This is a genomic window from Streptomyces bikiniensis (assembly GCF_000716625.1).
GTDB classification, from domain to species: domain Bacteria; phylum Actinomycetota; class Actinomycetes; order Streptomycetales; family Streptomycetaceae; genus Streptomyces; species Streptomyces bikiniensis.
Genome location: NZ_JNXJ01000009.1, coordinates 166,683 through 178,915 on the forward strand (window position 1 = coordinate 166,683; position 12,233 = coordinate 178,915).

A 12,233-nucleotide genomic window follows, 5' to 3' on the forward strand; every position below is an offset into this window, starting at 1 on the left:
CGTCACGCCCGCCCCTTCGGCGTCCGGGACGGACGCCGTCCCACGACGGGGCCCGCGGGCCCCGTACGACGATCACCGACGGCAGACTGTCAGCGCTCGGCCCCCGGCGGGCCGCACATCCCGCAGGTTCACCCCTGGCACTCGTGTCCGAGTCCGGCGCCTACGTCCGGGGGCGCACCAGGTTCGCGACGCGGCCCTGCTCCCCCGAGGCCCAGCAGGAGCCGTCCGGGGTGCAGTCGACCGTGTCGTAGGAGCCGGTGTCGACCGTGCGCCAGGTGCGGCCGCCGTCCGTGGTCAGGTCCGTGCCGGTGGGGCCCACGGCGAGCGCGGACGTCCTGCCGTACGGGAGCCAGGCGACGCCCGAGCGGTAGGCGGGCGGCGGCGCGGCCGAGGGACGCCAGGTGCGGCCCCCGTCGGCGGTGACGGCGGCGGCCTCGGGGGACGGCTGGTCCTTGCGGTAGTCGCCGCCGACGGCGATGCCGTGCGCACGGTCGCGGAAGGCGAGCCCGAAGACGCCCCGGGCCGGGTCCCCGGCCGGGATCGGCGAGGCCGTGACCGTCCAGTTCAGGCCCCGGTCGGCGGAGTGCAGCACCCGCGCGGTGGCCGCGCCGCCCGTGGCGAGCCACACGTCCCGGGGCCCGGCCGACACCAGGCACTGGCCGCTCGCCGCGAAGCCCGCCTCGCCGGGGAGCGCGTCCGGCATCCCCGCGTTCGGCAGGACCCGCCAGGACCGGCCGCCGTCGCGGGTGGAGAGGATGCGGTACTTGCCGTCGACCGGGTCGCTCATGGCGAGGCCGTTGCGGTGGTCGAAGAAGGTCAGGCAGTCGTAGAAGGCGCGCGGGTCGGTGTTGCGGAAGGACTCGGTCCAGGTGGCGCCGCCGTCCTCGGTGCGCAGCACCCGCGAGGCCTCCCCCTCCCCGATGGCGAGGACGACGGCCCGGCGGGCGTCGAAGGCCTCCACGTCGCGGAACTCCAGCCCCTCCGCGCCGGGCGGCGAGACGTTCCGCCAGCTCCGGCCCCCGTCGGTGGTGCGCAGCACCGTGCCCCGGGAGCCCGCGGCCCAGGCGGTGCGGCGGTCGACCGCCGCGAGTCCCCGGAAGCGCGCGTCGGTGCCGGTGGGCGTGGGCCGCCAGCCGAGGGAGGGCGTGCGGCGGTGGTCGGCGGTGGGCGGCGGCTGCAGGGCGGTGGTGGGCAGCGGCTGCAGGGCGGTGGTGGGCGCCGGCTGCAGGGCGGTGGTGGGCAGCGGTTGCCGGTCCGCGGTGGGCGGCTGCTGCAGGGCGGTCGTGCGCGCGAGCTGCCCGGCGTTCGTCGTCGTGGACCGGTCGCCGGTCGCGGCCGTGGGGGTCTCCCCGGCCCGCGCCGGGACGGCCAGGGTCAGCGCGAGCGCCGCCCCGACCAGTCCCGCCGACATCGTTCGTCTCGTCTTCCCCATGGACGTCATGGCGCCGGAAGCTAGTGCCCCGCCCGCCCGCCGTCCAGAGCGCCTTCCCGGCCCGCCCGGGCCCCGTCGCCTCCCGGCACCGCCGGGACCCGCCCGGCGGCGCCGCCGTCCGGAGGGGCCGGCCGGAAAGTTTTCCGGCCAGAGTCGAGGAGCGGCGGGAGGGCTCCCACCTGCCCGGACGCCCCTGCCGGTGGGCCCGGTGACGCAGCTCACGTGGATCCGGAGTGCACGTTCCGGCCGTCCCACCCGTCTTCCCGGGTGTCAGGAGCCCCGCTGTCGGGGAGACGCACAGGATCCGAAACCCGCGCGAGAGGAGCCGGTCTTGTCCGCCGTCATCGAGCAGGCCGTCCAGGCCCGTCTGGTCGCATCCGCTCCCCGGATGGAGACCGTCCCCGCCACCCTGCGCTACGACCGCGAGGATCCGTACGCCGTCAGCATGGCCTTTCCTCCTCCCGCGACCCTGGAGGGCGTCGAGGTCTCCTGGGCCTTCGCGCGCGAGCTGCTCGTCCAGGGGGTCGAGCGCCCGGCCGGTGTCGGGGACGTGCGGTTGCGCCCGTACGGGTACGACCGGACCGTGGTCGAGTTCCACGCCCCGGAGGGGGTGGCCATGGTCCACGTCCGGACCTCGGAGCTGCGCCGCTTCCTGGAGCGCTCGCAGCACCTGGTGCCGGAGGGGCGCGAGCACCAGTACCTGGACTGGGACCAGGACCTGACGGAGCTGCTCCGCGAGCGCCCGTAGCCCTCGCCCCCATCCCCGCCCCCGCCCCCGCCCTGGAAAGATCCGCCGTCAAATCGTTTGCCGCCCTCCCGATCGGGCTCGTATCGTCGGTATCGACCTTGTCGTCACCCGATCGGAGAAGGACGTTGCTCGTCTGAGGTTGCGAGACACCGCGCCGCGCGTGCCCCCTGTGCCGCGTGTGCCGTTCTCGACCTCGGCGTACGAGCCGTTCTCCCACAGCCCGCGCCCCGGTGTCTCCACGCGTTGCATCCCGTCACGCCCGCGCTCGCGCATCCGGAGGCCCTTATGGCGCATCACCCCACCTTCCTCACCTGTTCCTCGCTCTCCTTCTCCTGGCCGGACGGCACCGAGGTCTTCGACGACTTCCGGCTCGCCGTCGGCCCCGGCCGCACCGGGCTCGTCGGGCTCAACGGCTCCGGCAAGTCCACGCTCCTCAAGCTGCTCGCGGGCGAGCTGACGCCCACCTCCGGCACGGTCCGGGTCACGGGCGAGCTCGGGTACCTCCCGCAGAACCTGGTCCTGGACACCTCGCGCCGGGTGGACGAGATCCTCGGCGTCCACGCGAAGCGGGCCGCCCTGCACGCCATCGAGGCGGGCGACCCGGCCGAGGAGCACTTCACCGCCCTCGCCGACGACTGGGACGTCGAGGAGCGGGCCCGGGCCACGCTCGACCAGCTCGGGCTCGGCGGCATCGGCCTGGACCGGACCGTCGGCGAGATCTCGGGCGGCGAGTCCGTGCTGCTGCGCCTCGCCGCGCTGCTGCTCGCCCGGCCCGACGTCCTGCTGCTCGACGAGCCGACCAACAACCTGGACCTGCACGCCCGCGCGCGCCTCTACGAGGCGGTGGAGAAGTGGTCCGGGGTCCTGGTCGTGGTCAGCCACGACCGCGAACTCCTGGAGCGGGTCGACCAGATCGCCGATCTGCGGGACGGCGAGGTCGCCTGGTACGGCGGTTCCTGGTCGGACTACGAGGCGGCGCTCGCCGCCGAACAGGAGGCGGCCGAGCGGATGGTGCGGGTCGCCGAGGCCGACGTGCAGCGGCAGAAGCGGGAACTCGCCGACACCCAGACGAAGTTGGCGCGCCGGAAGCGGTACGGGCAGAAGTCCTTCGAGAACAAGGTCGCCTCCAAGCTGGTGGCCAACAGCCAGAAGCGCAACGCCCAGGTCACGGCCGGCAAGCAGCGCACGCTCCACGCCGAGCGCCTCTCGGAGGCCCGGGAGCGGCTCGACGCGGCGGTGGAGGCGGTGCGGGACGACGACGAGATCCGGGTCGAGCTGCCGCGCACCTCGGTGCCGCCGGGCCGCGAGGTGCTGCACCTGCGGGACCTGGAGCTGCGGTACGGGGCGCGCGTCGAGGGCGCGTTCGAGCTGCGCGGCCCGGAGCGGATCGCCCTCGTGGGGCGGAACGGCGCCGGGAAGACGACGCTGCTCCGGACCGTCGCCGGGGAGCTGGAGGCGTCGGCGGGCGAGGTGGACGCACGGGTGCCGCTGCGCTTCCTGCCGCAGCGGCTCGACGTCCTGGACGACGGGCTGAGCATCGTGGAGAACGTGGCTCGTTTCGCACCCACGGCGACGGCGAACGCGATCAGGGCCCGGCTCGCCCGGTTCCTGTTCCGGGGCGCGCGGGCCGACCAGCCCGTGGGGACGCTCTCGGGCGGGGAGCGGTTCCGGGCGACGCTCGCGGCGCTGCTCCTCGCGGAGCCGGCCCCGCAGCTGCTGATGCTGGACGAGCCGACGAACAACCTGGACATGGCGTCGGTGCGGAAGCTGACGGCGGCGCTCGACGCCTACGAGGGGGCGCTGGTCGTGGCGAGCCATGACGTGGCGTTCCTGGAGTCGCTCGGGATCACCCGCTGGCTGCTGCTCGACGGCGCGCTGCGGCCGACGACCGCCGAGGAGGTCCGGGAGGTGGCCGGGGGCGGGGCCTGACGGCCGCACGCCCGCCGCCGCGGGACCTCCCGGGACCGCGCATCCAGCGCTGCGGGGCTTCCCGGGACCGCGAATCCGGCGCCGCGAGATCTCCCCGGGCCGCGCACCCAGCGCCGCCGGACGCTCGCGCCGTGTAGTCGGCCGGGCGTCCGGTGGGCGCCGTCCCGGACGTGACCTGCGTCTCGGCCGTCCGCACGAGCAGGGATCATAACGGAACGTAACCGGACAACGCCCGGAGCGGGGTTGGTGGACGCCTTACGGAGCCTTAACCTACGGTCTCGTAACCTACGAAGCCGTAGGTACGCCCGTATGTCCTTCTCCGTCCCCAGGAGTTCCCCTTGACGCTCACCTCTCCCCACCTCGGCAGCTCGGCAGAGTGGACCGACGCGCGGTTGCTCCACGCCCTGGAAGAGGTCGTGGAGAAGGAGCTCAACCGGCACCTGAAGGTCACCAAGGACTGGATGCCGCACGAGTACGTGCCCTGGTCCGACGGCCGGAACTTCCCGGGCTTCTTCGAGGACGGCGAGGCCTGGGACCCGAAGCAGTCCAAGGTGACCGAGATCGGGAAGATCGCCCTCGTGGTCAACCTCCTCACCGAGGACAACCTGCCGAGCTACCACCACGAGATCGCCACCCTCTTCGGCCGCGACGGCGCCTGGGGCACCTGGGTGCACCGCTGGACCGCCGAGGAGGGCCGGCACGGCATCGTGATGCGCGACTACCTGCTCGCCTCGCGGGCCGTGGACCCGGACAAGCTGGAGCAGTTCCGGATGACGCACATGAGCGAGGGCTTCGAGTCCGACAACCGGCACTCGATGCTGCACTCCGTGGCGTACGTCGCCTTCCAGGAGCTGGCCACCCGCATCTCGCACCGCAACACCGGCCACCAGTCCGGCGACCCGGTCTGCGACCGGATGCTCGCCCGCATCGCCACCGACGAGAACCTGCACATGGTCTTCTACCGCAACCTGCTGGGCGCGGCCTTCGAGATCGCCCCGGACCTGACCATGCAGGCCGTGCGGGACGTCGTGGTCAACTTCCGGATGCCCGGACACGGCATGCCGGGCTTCGAGCGGGCGGCGGCGCAGATGGCGATCGGCGAGATCTACAACATGCGCATCCACCACGACGACGTGCTCCAGCCCGTGCTGCGCTTCCTCAAGGTCCTCCAGATCGACGGCCTGGGGCCGGAGGGGCTGCGCGCCCAGGAGGAGCTGGGGCTCTACATGAACGGTCTGGACGTCGAGGCGAGCAAGTTCGACGAGAAGCTCGCGGCCCGCAAGGCCCGGCTGGCGGCCCGCGCGGCGGGCTGACGCCCGACGACGGCCGGCCGGCCGAGCCCGTGCGGCGGACGTACGGTCCGCCGCACGGGCTCAGCCCCGGTTGCGCTTCAGCCGGAACCGCTCCTTCTCCGAGAGCCCGCCCCACACGCCGAACCGCTCGTCGTGCGCGAGGGCGTACTCCAGGCAGGCCACCCGCCCCTCGCAGGCCCCGCACAGCTGCTTCGCCTCACGGGTGGAGGAGCCGGGCGCCGGGAAGAAGAACTCCGGGCCGGCCTGGGCGCACAGCGCGTTCTCCTGCCAGGTCATGTCGGGCTCCGGTGCGGTCAGTACGCTCGTGTCGGTCTGCATGTCGTACACCGTGCCGGAGCGTCGTAAACGAGCCATCAACGTTCGATCAATGCGGCGCGCCGAAAGGATTCGTCAGGTGGCCCCGTCCCCCGCGGCGTCCGGCCGCGCCCCCCCGACCGCCCACCCGGAGAGCCCGTGCACGAGATCGCCCTCGTCCCCCACGCCCGGCTGCCCCGCGCGCACCACGACCGCCACGTCCTGGCCAGTACCGTCGACGCCTTCGGCGCCGCCCACTGGCTGCTCGCCGAGCGCGCCCCGGAGCCGGGCGGTGACCTCCACCCCTTCGACGCGCTGGTCGTCTCCGTCCATGACGGCGGTGCCGTCGAGACCACCGAGCTGAGCGCCGTACGGCCCCGGTGGCCCCTGCTGGACCGGTTGCCGGACGGCGGGTTCGTCGTGGCCTCGGCCCGTGACCGCCGGGGCGACGAGAAGAGCCAGGTGCAGGTCTTCGACGCGCTCGGCCGCGAGACCTGGTCCTTTCACGTCGGGGACGCGATCGAACACCTGCTCGCGGACGAGGCCGGCGATCTGTGGGTCGGACACTTCGACGAGAACCCGCTGGGCATCCGCCGCTGGAGCGCGACGGGACAGATCCGCTGGGCGTCCGGAGAGGTTCCCGGAGCCGGGTGGATCATGGACTGCTACGCCCTGAACGTGTCCGGCACCGGCGTCTGGGCCTGCCCGTACACCGATTTCCCGCTCCTGGAGATCAGGCCCGACGAACCCGTGCGGGTACGGACCAACACCGTGCGGGGCGCGAAGGCGGTGGCGGTGCACGGGGAGCGGGTCGCCTTCTTCGGCGGCTATCGCGGAGAGCGGGACCGGATCGCCTACGGAGAGCTCACCGAGACCTCGGTCGAGCCGGTGGACGTCGCCCGGCTCACCCGGCCCGACGGCGGTGCTCCGGGCCGCCGCCGGGTCGCCGCCCGGGGAAGCAGGGTCTACGTCGGGTACGGCTCCCTCGCAGACTGGGGCGTCTTCGACCTCAGCGTGTGACCCCCAGGGCCGGCAGGACCGTTTCGGCCACCCGGTGGGCCTCCTCCAGGAGGGGGTTGCCGGAGAGGATGAAGGTGTCGACGCCCAGGTCCCGGAAGACGAGGTCCTTCACGGCGGTGATGCCGGAGCCCTCGCGGACGAGGATGCCCTCGCCGACGGGGTCGGGGTCGGTCGCGGTGAAGAAGGCGAAGCCGGGGCTCTGGGAGAGGGAGGTGATGCCGGAGGTGATCGACCCGGTCGCGATGTCGAGCTGGTCGGCGTTCATCGCCTGGGCGGCGGGGGCGAAGGGGCCGGCGCTGCCGGTCCAGGCCACCTTGGCGCCGACGGCGGCGAGGGCCTCGTCGAGGCTGCCGTCCTTCTTGCCGAGGGCGAGGACGCCGGAGTTGCCGGGGTCGGGGATGCGGACGGTGACCGTTCCCTTCGCTCCCTCGCCGTCGCCCCCGCCCCCGGCCGCGTCGGCGGCCGGGCTGCCGCCGCAGGCGGTGACGGTGGCGAGGGCGGCGAGGGCCGCCAGGGCGGCGAACGGGGTGAGTGGGCGCATGGCGGTCGTCCTTCGGGGTCGGGTGTGCGGGTCTGCTCGTGCCGGCTGCGGGGCGGGCGGGTTCGTGCGGATCGGTTACGGAGCGGGGGCGGGGGTGCCGACCGTGAGCAGGCGGGCGCGGCGCAGGGGCTCGGGATCGGCCCAGGCCCGTACGTCCACGGCCTCGGGCAGGAAGCCGTGGGCGCGCAGGGCCTCCTCCTGCCGGGCGAGGAGGTCGAGGCGGGTGTCGGACAGGTCGGGGTGGAGGGTGCGGTGGGTGCCGGGCCGGTAGGCGCCCGCGACCCCCTCCGCGCCCGCGCCGGTCTCGGCGCCGAGGATGCGGGCGACCTCGTCCGGTTCGCCGGCGGCCCAGTCGGCGGCGCGGAGCAGGACGGAGAGGAACCGGGCCACGAGGCCGGGGTGCTCGTCCAGGAGGTCCTGGTGCACGGTGAGGGGGCGGGGGGTGCCGTTGTTGACGCGGTGCGCCGGGTCGGGCAGTTCGTCCAGTTCGACGGCCACCTCGGCGCCGGCCCGCCGGGCGGCCTCGACGGCGAGGGCGCCCTTCGCGTAGACGGCGTCGACCTCGCCCCGGCGCAGGGCGTCCAGTTCGGCGGCCCACTGGCCCTCGTACCCGTCGGCGGGCATGTCCACGAGGGCGGCGTCGGCGAGTCCGTACCCCGCCGAGGCGAGGGCCCCCTCGAAGCCGCGCAGGGCCATCGCGCGCCAGAAGTCGACGGGCACGGAGTGGCGGGGGACGGCGAGCCGGAGCCCGCGCAGGGCGGCGGCCCCGCGCACCGGGGAGCCGGGGGCGACGAGTACCGCCTGCCGCTCCTCGATCCAGGTGAGTCCGACGAGCCGGGTGCGCTCACCCCGGGAACGGGCCCACAGGGCGGGCACGTTGCCGCCCTCGCGGAAGAGCCCGGGGAGGGCGTGGGTGAAGTGGGTGGCGCGGTCGGCGCCGGGCTCGGCGTCCTGGAGCGAACGGACGGCGATGCCGTCGGCCGCGAACTCCCCGGCCAGCCATCCCCGGTCGGCGGCGACGCCGGTGGCGGTGGGGACGGGGCAGCGGGTGAACCAGAGCGTGTCGGGAACGCGGGCGTGCGTCATGGAGGGCTTCCCGGGGTGTGGTGGGTCGGGACGTGGGTGGGCCGGGGACGGCGGCGGGCGCGCCGGGGTACGGGGTAGGGGTACGGGGGCGGAGGACGGCAGCCGCGTGCCGTTCCGGCCCGGAGGCGGGGCGCGGTCCCGGCAGGCGTCGGCTTGAGGTGTTTTCGGCCACGAGCCGGGGCGGGTGCCACCGGGCGCGGGCACCACCGGGCGCGAGCGCCGCAACGGGCCGTCAGAGGTGCCGCCGGGGTGGCATGCCGGTGACGGCGGCGACAGGGTCGACGGCGACGGCCGTCAGGCGCGGCCGGGACCGCTCACCGCTCGCGTCAGCGACAGGTGGCGCCCGCGACGCGGGCCAGGTCGATGTGACGGCGGCGGGTGAGGCCGAGCGGCACGGGGGAGGCGGCGGGCACGCAGCGCGCCGTACGACGTCCGTTCGTCACCGGCTCGTCTCCCTCCCGCTCGGCACCACCGCGGTGGTGGTGCGTTGGCCGGAACCTTGCCACGGAAGCCGGACCGCCCACAACACGCTCACCACCATGTGGGATTGCGTATGAACGGAGTGTTTCCGACCTGGCGGGGCCGCTGATTCGGCTCCCGCCATGTGGGAGCGTGGGGGCCCGATCACCCACGGGGAGCGAACCCTATGACGACCGAGGCCGGCACCGTCCGACCCCCGGCGGGCGCCCAGGCGGTCCGCCGCGCACTGGACGTGCTGCACTGCTTCCACGACAACGGACCCGACCTGAGCGCCTCCGACCTCGCGCGGCGGCTCGGGCTCTCCACCTCCACGGCGCACCGGCTCGCCCGGACGCTGCTCGGCGCGGGCTTCCTCGAACAGGACGCCAGAACGGCCCGCTACCGGCTCGGTCCGGCGATGACGGAGCTGGGCCGCCTCTCGTACCACCAGCGGGGGCTCCACCTGGCCGCGCCCGAGCTGTCCGACCTGGCCGGGCGGACGGGTGCGACGGCCGACCTGGCGCTGCGCAGCGGCCCGCACGTCGTGATCGTGGCGGGCGGCTCGGTGACCCCGAAGGTGGGGCTGCGCAGGCCGCTGCACTCGACGGCGCTCGGGAAGGTGCTCCTCGCCTGGCCGAGGGCGGGCGAGGGCGGGCCGCGCTCCCTGCCGCCGCTGTACGCGTTCACCGAGCGGACCATCGTCGAACCGCCGCTGCTCGCGGCCGAGTTGGAGCGCGTACGGGAGGCGGGGTACGCGCTCAACGACGGCGAGTCGGCGCACGGGGTCCGGACCGTGGCCGTGCCCGTCCTGGAGCGGGCGGGGCACGCGCGGTTCGCGCTCGCGCTCCGCGGGACCCCGGCGCTGATCACCGACGAGCGGCTCGACTGGTACCTGGCGCAGGCGCGGGCGACGGCGCGCGCCCTGGAGGTGCTGCTGCTCGCCCCGGCGGAGCGGCGCGGCTTCGACGAAGGCGCCTGAAGGCGCCGGGGGCGTCCGGGGGCCCCGGGGGCGCCTCGCCGATCATTCCGCACGGTCGTGCGTTCAGTACGATGGGGGTATGAGCGGCGGCACCGGCGGTACGGGCACGAAGACGGACGGGCGCGTCGAGCGCGGCAACCAGACCCGGCGGCTCGTGCTCGGCCGGACGATGGACATCGCCTCGGTCGAAGGCCTCGAAGGGCTGTCCCTGGGCCGGATCGCGACCGAGCTGAGCCTGAGCAAGAGCGGCGTCTTCGCCCTCTTCGGCTCCAAGGAGGAGCTTCAGCTCGCCACCGTCAGGGCCGCCGTCTCCGTCTTCTCCCGCCGGGTGGTCGCCCCGCTGCGGGACGTGCCGCCGGGGGCCGTGCGGGTGCGCGAGCTGTGCGGGAACTGGCTGGCGTACTCCTCGGAGCGGGTCTTCGAGGGCGGCTGCTTCTTCTACGCGGTCTCCGCCGAGTTCGACGCCCGTACGGGTCCGGTCCACGACGCCGTCGCCCGGGCCCGCCACGACTGGTCCGCGTACGTGGAGCAGACCCTGTCGGAGGCGCGCGCCGCCGGGGAGCTCGTGGCGGACCTGGACGTGGAGCAGCTGGCCTTCGAGGTGATCGCCCTGATGGAGGCGGCCAACGCGCACTCGGTGCTGTTCGACGACCCCGGGGCGTACGGCCGCGCCGAGCGGGGCATCGCGGCGCGGCTGCGCGCCGCGGTCACGGACCGGGGCCGGGAGGCCCTGGGCACCGCGTAGCCTCGCCGGAAAGCGGGACCCGCCCCGGGGCCCGACGCCGGTTCAGCCGGTCGCCACCCGCTCCCCCGGCGTTTCCACCGCCGGCGCCGTCACGAACTCGACGGCCTCGGCGACGACGGCCGGGTCCTTCAGAATGCGCCGGTGGCCGAGGCCCCGGGTGGCGACGAGCCGGGCGCGGTCGCCGTGGGCGCGCAGGAGCAGGCGCGCCTGGGAGGGGGAGACCATGTCGTCCTCCTCGTCGTGGAGGAGCAGGACGGGCACCCCGAGCGGTTCGGGGTCGCGGTCGGCCTCCAGGCGGTGCCAGAGGCCGGGCTCGCCCGGTGCGAGCCGGCGCTCGACGTGACCGCGCAGGGCCCGGACCACCCGCTCGTCCACGCCGAGGAGGCCCTGGAAGCCCGTCGTGAGGTACGTGAAGGAGCCGACCGCGCCGATGCCGACGAAGCGGGCCGTGCGCACGCCGTCCCGCAGCGCGAAGAGGGCGGCGAGGGCGCCGAAGGAGTGGGCGACGACAGCGTCGAAGTCGCCGTGCCGGGCGTGCAGCCGCCGGATGATCTCGCGGTACTCGACGACGTTCGACGCCCGGCCCGGGGAGTCGCCGTGGCCGGGCGCGTCGAAGGCGACCGGGCTGTGGCCGCGCGCGAGCAGCGCTTCGGCGAGGGCGCTGAGGCGGGAGGCGCGCGAGGACCAGCCGTGGACGAGCAGGACGGGCCGCCGGCCGTCGCCCCAGGCGTAGGTGACGACGTCCTTGCCGCGGACGCGGAGGCGTTCGACGCGGGCGGCGGCCATGATCTCCCGCTCGTCGGGCCTGGGCCGGGCCCGGCCGAGCGGGCGGACGAAGAGGTGGAAGGCCAGGCGTCCGGCCGGGCCGGGGGCGACGCGGGCGGTGGCGTTCAGGAAGGTGCGGACGAGCGGAGTCATCGGGTGCATGCCGGATCTCCTCGGTGACCAGGGTGGGAAAAAATGCTAGCACGACCGTTCGTCTTGTTTTGTGGGCGAAGAGACGTGAGGGAGAGACGCGAGGGCGAAGGGATCGGGAGGGTGCGAGCACATACCCCTCCCGCTCCGAAAGAGTCCGGACCGACGAGTGAGATCCTTCACATTGCGCCGGAACTGGATCATCGTCCCCACTCCCCTCCCGGGCCGCTCGGCCACCGGACGCGCGGCCGATACGCAGAGAAGGTGCGCAAACCGCCGTCGGCCACGGACCCCCGCACCTGCGGGAACGCCCGGCGGAAGATCGTCCTCCACACCCGGTCCGCTCCCCCGCCGTCCCCCCGGCCCGCCGACGGTGCCCGGGACCGTCACCGTCCCGCGACGACTCCGTGCCCGAACCCGCGACCCCATCCGGTACGTATGAGGGGAGAGACTCTTCCGTACGCTTCCCGGACCCACTAGGACTGACCCGTGATCACCTCGCCCTCGCGCCTCGTCCCCGTCCCGATCCCCGACCGCGTGGCCGCGATGATCGGCGCCTGTCTGCCGCTGCACGTCCTCCAGGCCGAGGTCGACGCGGACTGCGCGGCGCGCGAGGTGTACCGGTTCCGGGGGCCGCTCTGCGCGGAGGACCGAGCCGACCGCGAGCACGCCCTCGCGGCGCTCGCGCGGGCCAACAAGATCCTCGCCAAGCACCACCCCGAGCTGCCCGTCACCCCCTGACGGACCCGCGACCGGGGCCCCGGCGGGCCGT

The 12,233-nt window shown here is 74.7% G+C and carries 12 protein-coding genes and 1 pseudogene; 7 read left to right on the forward strand and 6 right to left on the reverse strand.

The genetic code is table 11. The features are described 5' to 3' along the window. Window positions 1-160 precede the first annotated feature (160 nt). Complete coding sequence (locus OO47_RS09690) at window positions 161-1,441, reverse strand: oxidoreductase (RefSeq protein ID WP_234323112.1); 1,281 nt, start codon at window positions 1,439-1,441, stop codon at window positions 161-163. A gap of 322 nt (window positions 1,442-1,763) precedes the next feature. On the opposite strand from OO47_RS09690, the gene ssgD reads away from it, so the two are divergent. The 3 genes from ssgD (at window position 1,764) to OO47_RS09705 (ending at window position 5,422) form a co-directional block, all read left to right on the forward strand. Continuing rightward, window positions 1,764-2,180, forward strand: a complete 417-nt coding sequence (gene ssgD / locus OO47_RS09695) for a spore wall synthesis regulator SsgD (protein WP_030215698.1) — start codon at window positions 1,764-1,766, stop codon at window positions 2,178-2,180. A 285-nt stretch (window positions 2,181-2,465) separates the two neighbouring features. Continuing rightward, window positions 2,466-4,109: an ABC-F family ATP-binding cassette domain-containing protein gene (locus OO47_RS09700; RefSeq protein ID WP_030215704.1), complete on the forward strand. Its 1,644-nt coding sequence runs from the start codon at window positions 2,466-2,468 to the stop codon at window positions 4,107-4,109. A 338-nt stretch (window positions 4,110-4,447) separates the two neighbouring features. Further along, entirely contained in the window at window positions 4,448-5,422 is a 975-nt protein-coding gene (locus OO47_RS09705; protein WP_030215707.1) for an acyl-ACP desaturase, read from the forward strand. 60 nt (window positions 5,423-5,482) lie between these two features. On the opposite strand, the gene OO47_RS09710 is transcribed toward OO47_RS09705, so the two are convergent. After that, complete coding sequence (locus tag OO47_RS09710; protein ID WP_030215710.1) at window positions 5,483-5,740, reverse strand: WhiB family transcriptional regulator; 258 nt, start codon at window positions 5,738-5,740, stop codon at window positions 5,483-5,485. Between the two features lie 135 nt (window positions 5,741-5,875). Here OO47_RS09710 and OO47_RS09715 point away from each other — a divergent pair, with 135 nt between their 5' ends. Further along, window positions 5,876-6,736, forward strand: coding sequence for a hypothetical protein (locus tag OO47_RS09715; RefSeq protein ID WP_030215713.1), 861 nt, complete (start codon window positions 5,876-5,878; stop codon window positions 6,734-6,736). A gap of 76 nt (window positions 6,737-6,812) precedes the next feature. Here the strand turns inward: OO47_RS09715 and OO47_RS09720 are convergent. From OO47_RS09720 to OO47_RS38580, 3 genes and pseudogenes are all read right to left on the reverse strand, one after another. Beyond that, a pseudogene (locus OO47_RS09720) lies at window positions 6,813-7,277 on the reverse strand (ABC transporter substrate-binding protein); the annotation flags it as partial. A gap of 75 nt (window positions 7,278-7,352) precedes the next feature. Next, complete coding sequence (locus OO47_RS09725) at window positions 7,353-8,363, reverse strand: ABC transporter substrate-binding protein (protein ID WP_030215720.1); 1,011 nt, start codon at window positions 8,361-8,363, stop codon at window positions 7,353-7,355. Window positions 8,364-8,689: 326 nt separating this feature from the next. Next, on the reverse strand, window positions 8,690-8,806 hold the full coding sequence (locus OO47_RS38580) for a putative leader peptide (protein ID WP_324606509.1): 117 nt from the start codon (window positions 8,804-8,806) through the stop codon (window positions 8,690-8,692). Between the two features lie 203 nt (window positions 8,807-9,009). Here OO47_RS38580 and OO47_RS09730 point away from each other — a divergent pair, with 203 nt between their 5' ends. Next, the gene (locus OO47_RS09730) at window positions 9,010-9,801 is read left to right on the forward strand and encodes an IclR family transcriptional regulator (protein ID WP_030215723.1); all 792 of its coding nucleotides are present in this window, start codon (window positions 9,010-9,012) and stop codon (window positions 9,799-9,801) included. Window positions 9,802-9,880: 79 nt separating this feature from the next. Beyond that, window positions 9,881-10,546 (forward strand): TetR/AcrR family transcriptional regulator, encoded by a 666-nt coding sequence (locus OO47_RS09735; RefSeq protein WP_030215726.1) that lies wholly within the window; start codon window positions 9,881-9,883, stop codon window positions 10,544-10,546. 42 nt (window positions 10,547-10,588) lie between these two features. Here OO47_RS09735 and OO47_RS09740 read toward each other — a convergent pair whose 3' ends face one another. Further along, complete coding sequence (locus tag OO47_RS09740; RefSeq protein WP_030215731.1) at window positions 10,589-11,473, reverse strand: alpha/beta fold hydrolase; 885 nt, start codon at window positions 11,471-11,473, stop codon at window positions 10,589-10,591. Window positions 11,474-12,007: 534 nt separating this feature from the next. On the opposite strand from OO47_RS09740, the gene OO47_RS09745 reads away from it, so the two are divergent. Beyond that, complete coding sequence (locus tag OO47_RS09745; RefSeq protein ID WP_051716123.1) at window positions 12,008-12,202, forward strand: hypothetical protein; 195 nt, start codon at window positions 12,008-12,010, stop codon at window positions 12,200-12,202. The last annotated feature ends 31 nt before the right edge of the window (window positions 12,203-12,233 follow it).

What these genes read in the sequence shown, in the direction of transcription:
- OO47_RS09690 (WP_234323112.1), bottom strand. Translation starts at nt 1,441, where the DNA reads ATGACGTCCATGGGGAAGACGAGACGAACGATGTCGGCGGGACTGGTC.
- OO47_RS09700 (WP_030215704.1), top strand. Translation starts at nt 2,466, where the DNA reads ATGGCGCATCACCCCACCTTCCTCACCTGTTCCTCGCTCTCCTTCTCC.
- OO47_RS09710 (WP_030215710.1), bottom strand. Translation starts at nt 5,740, where the DNA reads ATGCAGACCGACACGAGCGTACTGACCGCACCGGAGCCCGACATGACC.
- OO47_RS09725 (WP_030215720.1), bottom strand. Translation starts at nt 8,363, where the DNA reads ATGACGCACGCCCGCGTTCCCGACACGCTCTGGTTCACCCGCTGCCCC.
- OO47_RS09730 (WP_030215723.1), top strand. Translation starts at nt 9,010, where the DNA reads ATGACGACCGAGGCCGGCACCGTCCGACCCCCGGCGGGCGCCCAGGCG.
- OO47_RS09735 (WP_030215726.1), top strand. Translation starts at nt 9,881, where the DNA reads ATGAGCGGCGGCACCGGCGGTACGGGCACGAAGACGGACGGGCGCGTC.
- OO47_RS09740 (WP_030215731.1), bottom strand. Translation starts at nt 11,473, where the DNA reads ATGCACCCGATGACTCCGCTCGTCCGCACCTTCCTGAACGCCACCGCC.
- OO47_RS09745 (WP_051716123.1), top strand. Translation starts at nt 12,008, where the DNA reads ATGATCGGCGCCTGTCTGCCGCTGCACGTCCTCCAGGCCGAGGTCGAC.